This window comes from Pseudomonas spelaei (assembly GCF_009724245.1).
GTDB classification, from domain to species: domain Bacteria; phylum Pseudomonadota; class Gammaproteobacteria; order Pseudomonadales; family Pseudomonadaceae; genus Aquipseudomonas; species Aquipseudomonas spelaei.
The window spans coordinates 81,628-97,571 of record NZ_WNNK01000013.1 but is presented as its reverse complement, the minus strand read 5'-3'; the positions used below and the strand labels follow the sequence as shown (position 1 = coordinate 97,571).

Below are 15,944 nucleotides of genomic sequence, written 5' to 3'. Positions count from 1 at the left end.
CGGAACTATCCGCCGATATCTGAGCTTCGCGTGCGCTTCGCCAGCGGCTCGCCGCTCGGGCGCGAGTGCGCGATACGCTTCGTAATAGGGCTCAATGGCAGCGGAAAGTCGAACCTTTTGCGCGCAGTAGCGGAGGTGTTCCTCGCTTTAGCCGATGAACGCCTGCCGCCGTTTCCTGTGAGCCTGATCTACGAACTGGGTAGCCGCGGCGAGAAAGGCCACCGAACATTCCTAGTCGATTGCTTCGGCAGAAAGTCTGAAGCGAGCATCTGGATGCGCGAGGGTTTTTATTGGCCAGACGATACGAGCGTGGAGACATTTGATGCTGCGGTGACGCAGATTCGCGCGGCCGATATGCAGGACCCTGAGACGTTTTCGCAGCACGAGCTAGAGCCGTTCGTGCTGCCCGGCACGTGGCCGCAGTCGCCTGGGATTGCAATGCCATCGGCCGTGCTGGCGTACACCACGGGTGACATTCGCCCCTGGCGTTCGGTCTGGGGGCGCAACCAAGACGGCGAGTCTGCTACCGAGGCTGATAGCCAAGAAGTAGCTGACGAGCGTCCACCGGGATGGACGATGGAACTTGAGCGAGCGTTTTCGCCTGCAAAAGACGACGATTCGCTTGAGGCTGATGGAATTGAGCGTGAGGGGCGCATCAACAGCGCTGGGCGGCCCATACTGCTCGATGCGACGCTATTGAAGTGCGCATTACTCGCGGTCGTGTTGCCACGCTCGCGACTCGCGGTTCACTATCAGAATGAAAGTCAGCAAACCGATGGGTTCGCGAAACTGCTGTCGAATGGTGGGTGCGACCATCTCGTGACCATCGCGTTTCGGGGCCGCTTTCTGCCTAAGGAGTGGGCGCAGGAAATTCAGGATTTGTCTTTGAAGTGGTGGCTCTGCGCGGGTGAGGTAATAGCCGAGCCGCACCCTGTGGAACCGCGACGAACCGTGATCTTCGATGTGGGTGGGCAGTTTGACGCGAGGACGCTACCCACTCAAACGGGTGACGACGAGCTCGACATCTGTAACACGCAGCGACAAGCCCTTCTGCATTTGCTCGGCGGTGAATCTGCTACACCTTTCAAATTGTTTGAGCGATTGCTGGCGCTAAGAGACGGCGAGCTTTTTGAGGACGTGCAACTACGAATGCGCCGAACGCCCGCGTCGGACGAGGTATCGAGCGCCACGGCAAGCGATGTCGGCGTTCTTCGTTATGAGGAAATGTCGGACGGTGAGCAGATGTTTCTGGGCAGGATGGCGTTGTTCCACTTATTGAAAGGGCAGCAGGATGCGCTGCTGTTGCTCGATGAACCAGAAACCCACTTCAACGACAAATGGAAGCGGGAGATTGTTGACATTATTGATGACGCAATTGGCGACACAGCGAACGACGTATTGATCTCAACACACTCTGCCATCGTGCTTTCTGATGTGTTCAACAACGAGATCGTGATGGTGCAAAAAACGCCCGAAGGCTCCACCGTGCGAAGCGTGGACGAGCCCACGTTCGCCACCGATCCGAGCGCGCTGATGATGACGGTATTCGGTGCCGACGACAGCATCGGAAAACGTGCCCAGGAATTCATTGAAGGCAAACTGCGGCAAGCCACCGGAACACCTGCCGAAATGGCGGATTTGGAGCTACTAATCGCCCGGATGGGGGCGGGCTTCTATCGCAGCGAGTTGCGTACCCTGCTTAACACTTGGCGAGGTGGAAATGATTAAACCAATCCATCGCGTTGCGTGTTCACCTGCGCTGGCTGCCTGCCAGCGGTTGATGCAGCGTTTTGCGCTGTGGTTGTGTGATCCTACGATCACAGGCGCTCACATCAGTCAGCAGGTGTTACAACCTCCGGTTCTGGCCAGCGCGATTGAGGCGAATTGGTTATGGGACTTTCTCCAGTGCGTTGATGCTGGCCAATCGCTGTTGAGCCGGGCGCGAACTGTGGCGGCTATGCCGCCAGCGCAGAAGCTAGCCTTGGCCACTTGGATACAGACTGTTGCGGCGCTTGCAACGCAGTTTCAACCCGCCGCCACTCCGTGGCCAACCGATCGCCCGATTGCGAACAAGTCGGATTGGATGGCGTTCAAAACGCTGATGGAAAGTTTTTACAATAAGGGGTTTCGAAGTGGCTTGCCCTACTTTCCCAATGGCGCCCCCACTGCAGCAGGTGGCGTAAACTATGCTGACTATGTGAGCGCTTTCCGCAACGCGCACCGGCTAAACCCGGCCCCGCATGCACGTCAGGTTTGTGTGCTGTGCGGCTGCCCGCTTGGCGACACGCCGCACGTTGACCACTGGATCATCAAGAGCGCGTTTCCAATACTTAGCGTATGTGCGGACAACCTGCAATTAATCTGCAGCACTTGCAACGAGGCTCCGAACAAGGGCGACAAACCCGTGCATTCCGCTGGCAGCTTTACTGATTGGTTCCACCCATATATTCGTCCTGGAAATGGGGCCTTACGGCTCGACTACGTTCTACCTGAGTTATCCGTGCGATGCTCCGCCAATACTCCTGCTGATCAACCCAAGGCCGCCAAACTCGATGCGCTACTCAATCTAACCAGCCGATGGACGCGCGAGCTAAAAGCGGAATATGCCAGGCATCAGGATGTTTTAATACGTAGGGAGCAGCGTCGACTAAAAAGTGCACAAGCTCGACACACACAAGACGAGATTCTGACTTATGTCCAGCAATGGCAGGCTGATTTGGCAGCCTGTGAACCGCATCACGAAGTGCATCAAGCGCTGGCTGCTGCTTTGCAGGAACCAACTCGTTTAGCTGCTTGGCACTCTGAGATTGCACTAGTTAATTAACTCTACGTTTAGAATTCTCACCTGCGCTGCAGCATGCATGATTTTTATTGGTACCATTGTTAGGCTAGTTAGCTATCGCTATAGGTTGGATGTGAGTGCTTGCCTTTTGACTGCGGCGGCGTCTTGTTCACGCCAAATTCCGGGAGTTTACCAAGCAAGGTGTGGGCAGGTAACTAAATGCTGTGGGGCGGGAGAAAAGCAGTCGATTGGCTGTTGTTAACAGCCAATCAGACAGCTCTGCGTCGGCGTCGGGAACCCAAAGCGTCACCCCCTACTGCAACCAAACCCATGCTGACTGCCACCGTAGACCTTGGTAGCCGATTTGCAGAGGTAGCTAGCCCTCCTGAAAAGCGAACCAAGCCCGTCGTCAACAACTCCTTTAGCAGATTTTCCGCTGGCTACTCGGTAGGTCGCGTTATCTGGAATTTCTACCAGACCTGCGATTAGATCGACTGGTATCCCCAGCGCGCTCGCCCACGCCTCGTTCAAGCGACTGAACATGTTGGCTCGGTCTGAGGCGATTTTGCCTACCGTGTAAAAGGCGTCTCGGTTTAGCAAAATCAGCAGATGGTAGTGCGGCCTTCCACGCCACCCTTGCTCTCGTGCCCACACATACCGAACTTTGCAGCTATGAGCGTGCTGGTACCGCCGTGAAGCCATTTCGCGGTGATGCTTCACCTTTGATTTGAATGAGGCAAAGAACCTGCTAATGACCTCGTTGGAATCTATGTAATCGTCCAGTTCAATATCACAGGGAAGCCGTAGGTCCACCCTGAATGCGAGCACCCTTGAGTATTGGTCAAAGGTCAAATCGATGGTTCGCTTTAAATCAGCCAGGTACTCGCGGATGAATGGGCCTTTCTCCACCATCACTGGCAGCCCTTCGAAGGTGTCGTCGTAATGGAAGTGAAGGTTTCGGTTATCGGGATGACGAAGCATGATTACTACTCTTGGAGTGGAGGTCATAACCTCTGCACACTGAGTAGTTTTTAACCCTGCCTCCTTCCTGCCCCAGATGCACTCGCCTTCAATCGATGCCCCTTCTGTACAGGTCTATAAAGCATATTACCCGCACCGAGAAAGTGACCTCCGAGAGCTGCGAAGGCACATTACTGAAATCCCAATGAGACGTTGATTTTTTGATAATCCCTTCACTCTGGAAAAAAAGCATCTCCTATGCATGGGTCTACTCACACTGTCGCGGATCACGCTATCAGCAATAGTGATCAACTCAACTTCGACGTGGCCATGACTCACTGAAGCGACCGCAATAACCCGCACGGCCTCCGGCATAAGCGCCATGGTCGGAGATGATCCGACCATGGCGCTTATGCCGTTCGTAAACACCCTTCACGCAACAAATTATTCAGCCGTGTCGCGCTCTTCGATCCGAGCCAAAATCCACTCGTGTACCTCCTCCTCCACCCAACCAACACTGCGCTCTCCCAGTGAAACGGGCTTGGGGAAGGCTCCTTCGGCGATGTACTTATAGATGGTAGAGCGACCCAGACCGGTTGAGTCGATGACGTCTTTCAAGCGAATGATCCTCATGAACGGGGCTCCTCTGTTCGTTCAGAGGATTGGCAGGACGAGTTTTTATTTACGCCTGTGGCCTGAAAGGATGCGACTCCTCTCAGAAAGTGGCTCACCCAAATTAACTGAGCCTGCACCTCCGACTCGCTTCCGCATGGAGCGCATTGAAAATATGCCAGAGCCCTTCATTTGTGATCGCGTTAATTGCCCCTTACCCGCTGTACATCACCTCTTCTTAAGCCCACAACCGGGGCGGCCCTCCGGAAAAAACCAGAACCAAAAATCAAGCCAAAACCGAAAAAAAGAGCTTTTAACCCAATAAACGTTGGATATTTTGCGAATCTAAAACCATAGGAAAAACCTAGGTTATCCATATATTCTTAATAGAAAGTGTTAACGTAACAACTAGATTCCAGTTAGATTCACAGCAGGAATGTGGTAGTGGCGACCTAGGAGCTCTGAACAGGGCGGTGTGCTATCACTAAAATAAATCGATTTATGAAAGTGGAATGATCTAGCTATGGCTGTAAAAAATGCTGATTTTTTAAGCCGGATCCTCGGAGACACTAAACCGAATCATCGCCATGACGTTTGGCTCTGGTTTTACCTTCAGCAGCACGAGAGTGCTGGGTTTGATGCTGATAGCTGCAATGGCTTCGCCATGCGAGACCGAATCGCAGGCTTCCTTCACGGAAACGACATCTCCAATGAGTTCATCGCATCCGAAAAGGATCGCTTACTAGTCTCAGACGACCACCTAAAATGGATCACCGGGGAGGATAGACAGTGCGAATGGCTGTACCCAAGGCTAATGGAGCTTACTGGCCAGCGATCAATAGCTCGCCAGCCTCATCTAACAGGGTGGGATCTCCTGATCGCGATTATTGATATCTGGGACATCAGTGTCAGTACAAAAATTAGGGAGCTAAACTCGCTTTACAGTTCGTGGATTCGTCACAAGGAAATGGACCATCAGTTCCACTGGTTTAAAGAAGCTAAGGAAGGCGTTCAACGTTGCCAGTTCGCGTGGGATTGGCTGCGGAAACATGAACAGCGATTGACCTCGGGCAGACCGCCCGCGAACAGCCATGTCGAGCTACTCATTTTCTTTGACCAAACAGAACTGGTCGAGGCGGAACGTGAGTTGATCATCCAACGGATCAGACGTAACTGGAATCGCAACCAGTCTCAAAGCAAGGCGCAGGGTAAAAAGCAGTACAACTTCGTCTTGTCAGAAAAAATTGTCAGCCTTCTGGATGAGCTCGCCGAATCACATGGACTCAAACGAGCCAAAATACTGGAACTCCTCATAGAGACGGAGTTCAAGACCGGAAGCCACCTATCCGGTAGGCTGAAAACCAGCAGGTGATTATATTTTGTGGCAAGTGATCGGCATCACAGTCGTCTGTGCGTATGAAGAGTTCAATTGGTATTCCAAAAGGTATTCCAACAAAAAATCAAAACAAATTATTTTCTTTTAAATCAATAGATTAAATAATCAGTTCAGATTACCCCGGCCCAAAGACGTCCACAGACGTCTTTTTTTGTGCCTGAAATCCAGTAAATACAGGGCCCTGGTGTCTATTAGCGTCCACAGACTGAATCGTCCCGGATGATCTGGACATGCTCATGGCCAGCTCAGAGATCGAGCAGGAATGCCCAAATTTTGAAGTGCTGATGTCCCGAGAGATCGAACGGGATGTAATCGAAGGAAAACTCCATACCGGGCCAGCCTGGGTGGTTCAATTCATCGCAAGAAGGAAGTAGATCAAGCGCCTGCCAGATCACTGTCGATTTCTCGGTGGAGACGTTGCTGCAGGCCGATTAGGCCCCACCGGTCTGCACTTGTCCTATGCTTACCGGAGCACTATGAGTCCTTACAATAACCCCCTTCCGCCAAGACCCGAGATGATCAGGGCGATGTTTGGCAGCGACAGCGCCTATGAAGGTGTGTTTTTTACTGAGGTCAAAACCACCGGTATCTTTTGCCGTCCTACATGCGGCGCACGCAAGCCAAAACCGGAAAACGTCGAGTTTTTTTCGCTGGCCAACGAAGCGATGGCAGCAGGCTATCGCCCGTGTCTGTGATGCGAGCCTTTGGATCTGGTAGCTTCGGCGCCAGATTGGGTCAGAGAGCTACTGGCTGCGGTATCTGCATCGCCTGAAGCTCGCTGGAGTGATGCTGAACTCATGAAGCGCGGTATCGACCCACTTCGCTTACGCAGGCGGTTCAAACAGAATTTTGGTATGACTTTTCACACCTGGCTTCGTTCTCGCCGGCTGGGCATTCGACCAACCACCGGCATCGACCTATTCCTGATGTGGGATATTTTAGGCCGCAATACCGAGGAATGGCACGTCCGAATACTGGGTACCAGCTCTATCGTGCATTCGGCGCACGGCCTCAAGCAAAATTCAAAAGGGCCGATTGCGCGAGCATGCTATTACGCAATTCAGTCTGAGCTAACCGTGAGAAAGCCTGGTATCGAAAGCAGCAGCCTGACGATACCCGGCGACTGGATTTGCGACCCAAGCGGATTTTGCGGGTAGCCCTCACACTTGAAAGCGCGAAGGCCGAAAGTTATTCAGCAACGGCGTAGCGATATTTGTTATCAGCTCTTGGCTAAAGAGCCGCGCCAACGTCGGCGCCAGCGTCAATCCTGGATGTGCACTCATGATATATAAGCCCCCGTACTGACTCATAGGTCCCACTATAGGAAGGCGATCGTCGGGTATCGGTCGCCACCCTACAGCCACGGAACGTAGTTCTATTGACTCCGCACCATTCAATTCGGCACGAATTGCTTTGAGGGCTCTGAGCCCGATGGCAACGGGCCCATTTTCTTGCGTATCGTCTATATAGTCTTCAGCCGCAATTAATGTGCGCGCGCCTGCTTGACGAGCTTCCATTTCAGAACTTGAAACAATGCCATTTAAAAGATTATTAGACACGTCAAACTTAATAATAATCGCTGGGGATGACCGAATGGGTAGATGCATGCCTTGGCGAGATAAAAGATTAGGCGTTCCTAAGCCAGCAGTCAGTACCGTTTTACTGCCATGAATATTTCCCGACTGCGTACTGACGCCTACAACCTGTCCACTCTCAACGAGTAGTTCGTTTGCTGCGCAATTGGAAATAACGCTTGCGCCAAAACCTTTAGCCGCTTGAATCAGGCATTCAATGGCTTCGACCGGCGAGGTGACCCCCGCCGCTGCCATATAGCGAGCTCGAATGGGCGGATGAGCAAGATTGGGCTCAAGCGCCCTTATTGCATCCTGCGAAATCGTGAGGGGTTGGAGGGGAGAAAGACTCAGACCAACTTCTGAAAGGTCTTGCTTTTCTTGACAGGCGCCATAGGTAAGTTCTCCACACCAACGCAATGGGAATGACGGCAACTCTGTATGGAGGCGATTGTAATCGTCAATCACCCTTTGCGCTAAATGCTGGACGGGTTCAGCCAATGCACTGGCATTAATCCATCCGAATGCGTGGCCGCTTGCGCCACTGGCTGGCCGGGATTCTTCAATGAGTATTACTCGTTGCCCTGCTTGGGCACAGTAATAGGCTAAGGACGCACCATGAATTCCGGCGCCCACGATAACAAGATCATATCTGTAGCTCTGGTTCATTAACGGTAACACCCTTAACTGTTAGGGAGGTCCTGAACAAGCCCCCCAGGCAAACTCGCCCTACCTGATCAACATTGCAAATCTTAGGCTTCCAACGCCCCTGAAAGTCACTACATCCTCACGTCAGCCTGACCCCGACCTGCCGTGGCTCATGACAGCTGCTTGCGTTCGTCAGACTGCGCAATGCTTCATAAATAATATTAGACTGAACACTTAATCCAATATACGACAATACCAAATCACCCGCCCATGAGAAAAGCCGGGATCCGGCAGGCCATACGTAACGCGTACCTAGCTCTTATTCATGGCCCCATTAATCTTGCGAAGACCTCATAGAAGTTGAAGTCAACTTCACGTCAATGGTCTACCAATGAATCCCCCTCCTTTCGATCCAGCTCGGTGACCGAGGTCAATCGCCCTAATTTTTGCGCGAGGTACTTGCGCAAATCGTCCATATAGGTGAACACCACCGGCACGAAAACCAGACTCAGGACGGTAGACGTGATCAACCCCCCGATCACAGCAATCGCCATGGGCGCCCGAAAGCCACTGTCGGCACCACTGCTAAGTACCGCGGGAACCATGCCGGCGGCCATGGCGATGGTCGTCATGATGATCGGGCGGGCACGCTCTGCTCCCGAACGCAGAAGTGCGTCCTTGCGCGAAACCCCCTCCCGACGCTTTTCAATGGCGAACTCGACCAGAAGAATAGAGTTCTTCGTAACGATGCCCATCAACATCAAGATGCCGATCATCGCGGGAAGGTCGAGTGCTGCGCCATAGAGCAGCAGGCCCGCAATGGCACCTCCGATGGACAGAGGAAGCGCGACCAGGATCGTGATGGGTTGCAGGAAGTCCTTGAACAGAAGCACGAGGACGGCATACACCATCAGGATGCCAAACCCCATGGCCACACCAAACTTGTCAAACATCTCGTTCATGTACTCGGCGTCACCATATTCAACACGACGTACGCCGTCAGGCAACGCTTGCAGTACGGGCAAGGTATTAATACTGTCGAGGGCATCGCCAAGTGTGGCGCCAGCACTCAGGTCTGCGTCCACCGATACCCGTCGAAGACGGTCAAAACGCTCGATGCGAGCGGGTCCATCTGCAAAGCCGAGGGTAGCGACGGCATGCAGCGGAACGCTGCTGCCGTCGTCGGTTGGAATACTCAGGTTTCGAAGAATATCCAGATCACCGCGTGAGCGCTCATCCAAAGCGACCCGAATGGGTATCTGTCGATCCGTCAAATTGAATCGCGCAGAGCTAGCATCGACTTCACCGAGTGTGGCGACGCGCATGACGTTGCCGATACTGGACGCAGAGACGCCCGCCAGCGCTGCCTCGTGCAAACGTGGCTGAATCAGTAATTCCGGACGGGCAAGCGGTTCGTTAACCTGAACGTTAGCAATGCCTGTGACGCCCCGCATTTGTCTCTGAAGTTCGTTTGCGGTCTCTGACAGCGTTGCGGGGTCCGCACTCAGCAGGATGATGGAAACATCACGTCCATCGCTTCCGCCCTGGAATGTGAAGCGTATGTCATCGAACTGATTGAGATCTTGCTGCAACGATTGCTCGAAGCCTTTCTGGTCCAGTTCACGCTCACTCGGGGGCTTTAAGCGGACCAGCAGCATGCCTTTGGTGACATCGTTGGCGCCCGCAGCATCCTGGCCTCCCGCCAACGTGAACACGGCACTCACTTCCTTGCGCTGGGAGATCTGGCTACCGGCTTCTCGCAGCTTTTCGTCGGTCTGAGCCAGAGGTGTGCCCGGTGTCAGCGCGACGTTGACTTGCGTAAGGCTCAGGTCGCTGACGGGCAGGAACCCAGTGGGAAGCAAGGGAATCAAGAGCAGCGAACTGATGAGAAACGCGCCACCGATGCCCAGTGCGGTGCGGCGATGGCGAAGCGACCAATCCAACACACTCAGGTAGCGTCCCATGAGCTTGCCCGGTTGGCCGTGGGTGCCATGCCCATCTGAACCCACTCCGGGCTTGGGCTGCATCAGATAGGCCGCCAGCAGCGGCGTTGCCAACCGTGCGACCAGCATAGAGGCCAGAACGGCGACGGAAACCGTGACGCCGAACTGCGTGAAGTAACGTCCGATGTAGCCACCAATAAAACTGACCGGCAGAAACACGGCCACAATGGTTGCGGTGATCGCAATGACAGCGAAGCCGATCGCATCGGAGGCATCAATCGCCGCTCGGAATGGGCGCTTGCCCATGTCCAGGTGGCGCTCGATGTTCTCGATTTCGACAATCGCGTCGTCGACCAGAATGCCTATCACCAGGGTCAAGGCCAATAAGGTGATGCTGTTCAGGGTGTAGCCCAGCAATGACATGGCGGCGAATGTCGGCAGGATCGACAGCGGAAGCGCGATGGACGCGACAAGGGTGGCGCGCCAGTTGCGCAGGAAGAAAAACACCACGAGGACGGTCAAGCCCGCGCCTTCCAACAACGTCATCATGGACATTTTGTAGCTGGAACGGGTGTAGTCCACCGTGGAGGCGAACTGCTGGATCTTGAGATCGCCATAACTGCGTTGGAGACCGGCGATGGTGTCCTCAACCCCTTTAGCAACCACAGTGTCACTGGACCCCTTGGCGCGGTAAACGGCAAACCCGACTACTTCCCGATCATTCAAGCGAGCAAGCTCCCGACTCTCGCTACTGGCGTCGCGCACAGTCGCCAGGTCGGCCAACGTGGCCCACCGCCCCCCCGGAAGGGCAATCGGGCGAGCCGCGAGCGCTTCTACGCTTAAGGCGCTCCCCAGGGTGCGGATGGCTTGTTCGCGGCCATAGAGAACAATTCGCCCGCCGGGCACATCCACATTGCTTTGCACCAATTGAGTGTTGACCTGCTCGGCACTGATGCCGAGTGCGGTCAGTCGATCAGGTTTGAGCTCAATACGGATTTCACGATTCACGCCGCCCATACGCTGCACACGTTGTACACCTGGTGTCGCAAGTAACGCTCGGCTGACTGTGTCGTCCACGAACCATGACAGTTCTACGGTATTGCGCTCAGCAGAGTCGACCGCGTAATAAAGGATCGCGCCACCTTCGACATCCACCCGTGACACGCGTGGCTCAAGCACTGATTGCGGCAACTCGGCGCGCGCCTCGGTGACGACCTCACGCACATCATTCGTTGCACGGTCGGGATCAACGCCGAGTTGAAACTCAACCGTAGTCAGCGAGGTACCGTCGCTCAGCGTTGAACTCATGTGCCGGATACCTGCGAGCCCGGCAATGGCGTTTTCCACGCGACGGGTGACAGCGTTTTCCAATTCGCTCGACGCGGCTCCCGGCAGGGTGACAGCGACGGTAACGACGGGAAAGTCCACGCGTGGATTCGCATTAATGGGCAGGCGCAAGAAAGCGCTGATGCCAACGACAGCCAGCAGGAAGAACAGAACCAATGTAGGGATGGGCCGCCGAATCGCCCAGGATGAAATCTGGAAGCTCATGGCGCCTCCTGCGTCAGAGGGGCGTCAGTGACGGAAGCGATGACAGCATCCCCTTCACGCACAAAAGCGGATGCATTCGCCACTACGCGCTCGCCGACCTGCAAGCCCGAGGTGATCTCCAGCAAGTCGCCATTGCGCCGACCGGTTGCCACTACCTGACGAGCGATGATCCCCTGCTCATTGACACGCATCACGGAAGCCCGACTAGCATCGATAATAGAAAGTGCCCGCACCGGCAGCGTCACGTCGAGTTTGCGCCGCGCAAGGACCAGCGTCGCCCGGGCAAAGGTGCCGGCGCGAAGCAAAGGCGAATAGCCCAACGCAATGCGTACACGGCCGAGTCTGGATCGCGCATCAACCTTGGGGTCCACCCGTCGAATCGTGCCCTCCATGGGAGAAGAGATCCCGGCAACTTGGACACGAAGCGTTTGCCCAGGCGCGATGTCGATCAGCTCGGTTTCCGCCACTTCGCCTTCGAATTCGATGACCCCCTCCCTAATCAGCCGGAACATAGGGTCACCTCCACTCAACGCGCCGGTACGTGCCACACGCTCCACGATGACACCTGCAAAGGGCGCCCCGATATCAGCCTTGCTTCGCTGGTGGCGAGCATCAGCAAGTTGCGCCAGTGCCTGGTCAACTTCCGCACGTGCAGCACGCAGGCTGGCCGCTGCCGAGTCCGCCTGGGCGCGACGCTCATCGACCTGCTGCTCACTGACCGTCCCACTTCCCCCCAGCGGCTCGATACGCTTGAAACTGGCGTGTGCTTCTACGGTGACAGCCTCCTGATGGCCGACTGCCGCACGCGCACGCGCCAATGCCGCTTGAGCCTGGCGAACCTGCGCGTCCAGCCCTTGCGTTTCCAGTCGAGCCAGCAACTGTCCAGCCTCGACGCTGTCGCCCTCCTCCACGTTCACCTCTGCCACACGCTGTTCCGGCACAGATGAACTGATCGCGATTTCCTCGCGGGCAACCAGTGTTCCATTCACCTGCACAGTGCGATCAAACATCGCCGGGCCTGCCGTGACGGTGCTGACACGCTGTGGCGGCGTTACGGGGGCTAAGGGCTTGCTGACAGGCCAAAGCAACCATGCGCCCATGCTGACCAGCAGCAGGAAGATGCATGTCCAACGCTTCAGATTGTGGGGTCTTGGCGCACCAGGAGTAGAGGGGGTAGGGTTCATCGGAGTTTTCATTGAGGTAGTCCGAAAAAGCGTGTCGGAACGTAGGAGAACCGTGAGCTTGGCGCCCCCCCTACGGCTCCAGCTTTCACTGGAGAAGGGACGACATACAAGTGGGCTTAGTGAGGCGATCTATTCAAGAAATCGTCGGATCATGCGCATTAACGTTGGCGTATAGGTTTTGAGCTTGAAATCCCGATCCAGCACAGAACGGGAGACTGCACCATCAATAAGAGCGATGAGCCAAGTAGCAGCGATCTTCGGATCCAAGGTTGCATCGATCTGACCTTTGGTAATGCCGCGCTTTAGAAGTGCGACCAGATCCCCTTTGATGGAAGCCTCGCTGGCAGCAAACAAGACAGCCATTTCAGGGTTGCGCATGGACTCGGCAACCACTTCAACGCCGATCTTGGCGTAGACAGGATCGACGCACTGCTTCAAGAGGTCTTTTGCCAACCGCTCAATCGCCACAATGGCATCGGGTTCATCGGCTAGTTGAGCAAAACGCTCGCTCATTTCGCGCCGGTCCTCCTCCGCGATGGCCTCAATCACTGCCTGTTTATTAGGGAAATAGTGAAACAGGTTGCCAGGGCTCATACCCGCAGCAGCACAGATCTCGTTGGTCGATGTGCCGCGAAAGCCCTTTTCAGCGAAGCACATGACCGCAGCCTCAAGGATCTGCTGCAGCTTGGCCTGGTGCTTCTCAGGATCAACTTTTCTCATTTCTTCTCCGTAGAGGCTGGTGTTGATGTGCGCCTCTTTTATTAGACCGACTACTTAGTCTAGTATTTAGAAACCCCCAGCCGCAGTCAAGCAACGATACGAAAGGATCTTTCCGTGAGCCGACAGACAACCCCTTATCTCAGGCAAAGGCTGCCTCTGTTCGCGACCATCATCATGGCCGCCGCGCTGGCGGGATGCGCAAAACTTGGCCCGCAGCCAGACAGTGTGCAGCCCGTTGCAACCGACTGGGCGAACCGCGGCGCCGTGCATCGCGCCCCGAGTGTCGACCCTGCGCAATGGTGGAAGGCGTTTGATGAGCCGGTGCTGGATGCGTTGGTGGCACAGACGCTTGAACAGAATCTGACGTTGTTGCAGGCCTGCAATCGCTTGCAAGCCGCCCGGGCGCTAGTGAGAACGGCCGCAGCTCAACGCTTGCCTCAGGTGGACGCAAGCGCTGAAGGTCGGCGCCAGAAGCGTCTGTCCGGCCGGGCCGAAAGTGACTTTGAGCGCACCCCGGAAGACGATCTGCAGTCGCCTTCCGGCTCGCGAGCCAGCAGCTACTTCCAGGCGGGTTTCGATGCCTCCTGGGAGCTGGATCTGTTCGGACGCCTCGCGGCTACCGAAGAAGCCGCCCGCGCAACAGCAGGTAGCGTGCTGGCCGAGTCGCGAATGGCGCGCGTCTCAGTGGTCGCCGAAGTGGTGCGCAGCTACATCGAATTACGCAGTGGACAGCGCCGCCTGGCTCTTCAGAGAGAAAACCTCAAAGATCAAAACCATCTCGTCGCGATGACACGTGACCGTCGAGCCGCTGGAATCGTGGGCGATCTCGACATTGATCGCAGCCTCACGACAGCATCGGAAACAGCGGCGCAGCTGCCGTTGCTCGAGCAATCCATACAGCAATCCGCCCAGCGCATCGCCGTATTGACCGGCAAAACTACCATCGACTCAAACTTACTGAAACCGATGCCACAACCCGTGGCCGAACGCTTGGCGCTGCGCGTTCTACCTGCGGATCTTGTGCGCGTACGCCCGGAAATCCAGCGTGCAGAACGCTTGATTGCACAAGCCAGCGCGGAGCTGGGTATCGCTGTCGCCGATCTCTATCCGCGCATGACTCTGGTAGGCAGCATTACAGCCAAGGGCGACCTGATCGGCACACCTCTGGCCGAACGCGCAACAAACGCATCGGCCGGGCTATCAATCCACATCCCATTGCTGGATTGGGGCGCACGCCGCGCAGTGGTGAGTGCGCGTGAAGCGAGTTTGACGGAATCGATCTTTGCGTATCGCCTGGCAGTGCTTGAAGGCATCGAAGATACAGAAAATGCACTCACTGCCATTGATGTCGGACGCCGCAAAGCCATGGAGGAAGAAATTCATCTCGCGGCCGCCCAGCGCACGGCCAGTCATGCCGATACGCTTTACCAACGCGGCATCACGGACCTGCTAGATCGTCTCGACGCAGCGAAGGCATTGCGCGAGGCGCAACTGAGCAGCGCGGACGTTGTCGAGCAGCAGGCACTTGCTGTGGTCGCACTGTACAAGGCAGTCGGCGGAGCGAGTCTGGAGCCGGTTCAGTAGCTTTGCGCGACCGTGATACTCAGTTGACGGCTTTAAGACAGCCGATCAGGGTCTCGATAAATAGCTGCAGCGAGGCCGGCAGTGTCCGTTTGGGCATGGTCAACACTTGAATGGTCCGGTCGGAAAATCGGGGGTTCGACAGCGGGACCGAAATCAGGTCATTACTGTCATTCAGCCGCTGGCTGATTGCGCCACCCAACGCGATCGTGTCGGTGTGGCGGACAAACTCATGGATGGCCCCGGAGTAGTTGCAGGTCATCACGTGATTGAAGGCCAACCCCTCCATTTCACAGACCAGGTCGAACAACTGCCTCTGAGTCGTGCCTTTGGGTGTGAGCGCCAAGGGGAACGGCACGAGCGAACGCAGAGGCAATTGCTTGAGCGTCGACAGCGGATGACCGGCACGCATGATCGCGCGAATCGCCGAGCGGCTTGAATAGAGGATCTCGACACCTTCAGTAGGTTCTGTGCTGAACGTCAGCCCTACGTCGGCATCACCGCGTTTCACTTTCTCTGCGCATTCGAACGGTGACATTACCTCCAGCACGTACTGGAAAGCCGGAGACTGCTGGTAATGCTGGATCAACACGTGCGGCAAAAAATAACGTGACAGCCCCTCTGTCGACACCAGGCGAATGACGCGCGCGCCGTGATAATCACCGCCGCGCAGCTCCGACAGCAGGGCCTGTTCTTCCAACGAGACGCGCCTGGCGTGGTGAGCCAAAGCGCTACCCGCCGCCGTCGGTTCCATGCCCCGTGGCCGACGCTCGAACAAGGGTACGCCGATACTCTCCTCCAGCAGGGCGATCTGGCGGCTGACAGCGCTGGGGGCGATATGCAAGCGCTCACCGGCGGCAGCCAGCGAACCTGAATCAAACACGGCCAGAAAATAACGATAATCCATGGAAATCCCACTCACAAATGCATCTATTAATTAGATGCCAGTCTTCAAAAAACAGCAATATACAGTGCGATAGGCGACTTCTATATTGG

The 15,944-nt window shown here is 55.6% G+C and carries 11 protein-coding genes and 2 pseudogenes; 6 read left to right on the top strand and 7 right to left on the bottom strand.

What is annotated here, in order from left to right:
- Positions 1-30 precede the first annotated feature (30 nt).
- Both GNF76_RS16465 and GNF76_RS16460 read left to right on the top strand, forming a co-directional pair.
- The gene (locus GNF76_RS16465; RefSeq protein ID WP_343037827.1) at positions 31-1,728 is read left to right on the top strand and encodes an AAA family ATPase; all 1,698 of its coding nucleotides are present in this window, start codon (positions 31-33) and stop codon (positions 1,726-1,728) included.
- A complete protein-coding gene (locus tag GNF76_RS16460; protein WP_155584197.1) occupies positions 1,721-2,824 on the top strand; it encodes a hypothetical protein in 1,104 nt (367 codons plus the stop codon). The genes GNF76_RS16465 and GNF76_RS16460 overlap by 8 nt, the downstream gene beginning before the upstream one ends.
- 264 nt (positions 2,825-3,088) lie before the next feature.
- Here GNF76_RS16460 and GNF76_RS16455 read toward each other — a convergent pair whose 3' ends face one another.
- Both GNF76_RS16455 and GNF76_RS16450 read right to left on the bottom strand, forming a co-directional pair.
- Positions 3,089-3,763 (bottom strand): inovirus Gp2 family protein, encoded by a 675-nt coding sequence (locus GNF76_RS16455; protein ID WP_155584196.1) that lies wholly within the window; start codon positions 3,761-3,763, stop codon positions 3,089-3,091.
- Between the two features lie 423 nt (positions 3,764-4,186).
- Positions 4,187-4,375 carry a helix-turn-helix transcriptional regulator gene (locus tag GNF76_RS16450; RefSeq protein WP_133836645.1) on the bottom strand — a complete coding sequence of 63 codons (189 nt, stop codon included), beginning with the start codon at positions 4,373-4,375 and terminating at the stop codon, positions 4,187-4,189.
- A 502-nt stretch (positions 4,376-4,877) separates the two neighbouring features.
- Here GNF76_RS16450 and GNF76_RS16445 point away from each other — a divergent pair.
- The 3 genes and pseudogenes from GNF76_RS16445 to GNF76_RS29960 all read left to right on the top strand — a co-directional run.
- Positions 4,878-5,726 carry a hypothetical protein gene (locus GNF76_RS16445; protein WP_155584195.1) on the top strand — a complete coding sequence of 283 codons (849 nt, stop codon included), beginning with the start codon at positions 4,878-4,880 and terminating at the stop codon, positions 5,724-5,726.
- Positions 5,727-6,226: 500 nt separating this feature from the next.
- Positions 6,227-6,646, top strand: a pseudogene (locus GNF76_RS16440) (Ada metal-binding domain-containing protein); the annotation flags it as partial.
- 30 nt (positions 6,647-6,676) lie between these two features.
- Positions 6,677-6,796: pseudogene (locus GNF76_RS29960) on the top strand (DJ-1/PfpI family protein); the annotation flags it as partial.
- 114 nt (positions 6,797-6,910) lie between these two features.
- On the opposite strand, the gene GNF76_RS16435 reads toward GNF76_RS29960, so the two are convergent.
- From GNF76_RS16435 to GNF76_RS16420, 4 genes are all read right to left on the bottom strand, one after another.
- Positions 6,911-7,990, bottom strand: coding sequence for an NAD(P)/FAD-dependent oxidoreductase (locus GNF76_RS16435; protein WP_155584194.1), 1,080 nt, complete (start codon positions 7,988-7,990; stop codon positions 6,911-6,913).
- A 356-nt stretch (positions 7,991-8,346) separates the two neighbouring features.
- A complete protein-coding gene (locus GNF76_RS16430) occupies positions 8,347-11,463 on the bottom strand; it encodes an efflux RND transporter permease subunit (RefSeq protein WP_155584193.1) in 3,117 nt (1,038 codons plus the stop codon).
- The gene (locus GNF76_RS16425; protein ID WP_155584192.1) at positions 11,460-12,659 is read right to left on the bottom strand and encodes an efflux RND transporter periplasmic adaptor subunit; all 1,200 of its coding nucleotides are present in this window, start codon (positions 12,657-12,659) and stop codon (positions 11,460-11,462) included. The genes GNF76_RS16430 and GNF76_RS16425 overlap by 4 nt, the downstream gene beginning before the upstream one ends.
- Before the next feature lie 117 nt (positions 12,660-12,776).
- Positions 12,777-13,367 (bottom strand): TetR/AcrR family transcriptional regulator, encoded by a 591-nt coding sequence (locus GNF76_RS16420; RefSeq protein WP_155584191.1) that lies wholly within the window; start codon positions 13,365-13,367, stop codon positions 12,777-12,779.
- Between the two features lie 114 nt (positions 13,368-13,481).
- Between GNF76_RS16420 and GNF76_RS16415 the strand changes: the two genes are divergently transcribed.
- A complete protein-coding gene (locus tag GNF76_RS16415) occupies positions 13,482-14,951 on the top strand; it encodes an efflux transporter outer membrane subunit (protein WP_155584190.1) in 1,470 nt (489 codons plus the stop codon).
- A 19-nt stretch (positions 14,952-14,970) separates the two neighbouring features.
- On the opposite strand, the gene GNF76_RS16410 is transcribed toward GNF76_RS16415, so the two are convergent.
- The gene (locus GNF76_RS16410) at positions 14,971-15,855 is read right to left on the bottom strand and encodes a LysR family transcriptional regulator (RefSeq protein WP_155584189.1); all 885 of its coding nucleotides are present in this window, start codon (positions 15,853-15,855) and stop codon (positions 14,971-14,973) included.
- Between the last annotated feature and the right edge of the window lie 89 nt (positions 15,856-15,944).

Bases quoted from the DNA above. Each gene is read 5' to 3' on its own strand.
- GNF76_RS16435 (WP_155584194.1), bottom strand. From the start codon at position 7,990: ATGAACCAGAGCTACAGATATGATCTTGTTATCGTGGGCGCCGGAATT.
- GNF76_RS16445 (WP_155584195.1), top strand. From the start codon at position 4,878: ATGGCTGTAAAAAATGCTGATTTTTTAAGCCGGATCCTCGGAGACACT.
- GNF76_RS16430 (WP_155584193.1), bottom strand. From the start codon at position 11,463: ATGAGCTTCCAGATTTCATCCTGGGCGATTCGGCGGCCCATCCCTACA.
- GNF76_RS16450 (WP_133836645.1), bottom strand. From the start codon at position 4,375: ATGAGGATCATTCGCTTGAAAGACGTCATCGACTCAACCGGTCTGGGT.
- GNF76_RS16460 (WP_155584197.1), top strand. From the start codon at position 1,721: ATGATTAAACCAATCCATCGCGTTGCGTGTTCACCTGCGCTGGCTGCC.
- GNF76_RS16455 (WP_155584196.1), bottom strand. From the start codon at position 3,763: ATGCTTCGTCATCCCGATAACCGAAACCTTCACTTCCATTACGACGAC.
- GNF76_RS16425 (WP_155584192.1), bottom strand. From the start codon at position 12,659: ATGAAAACTCCGATGAACCCTACCCCCTCTACTCCTGGTGCGCCAAGA.
- GNF76_RS16410 (WP_155584189.1), bottom strand. From the start codon at position 15,855: ATGGATTATCGTTATTTTCTGGCCGTGTTTGATTCAGGTTCGCTGGCT.
- GNF76_RS16420 (WP_155584191.1), bottom strand. From the start codon at position 13,367: ATGAGAAAAGTTGATCCTGAGAAGCACCAGGCCAAGCTGCAGCAGATC.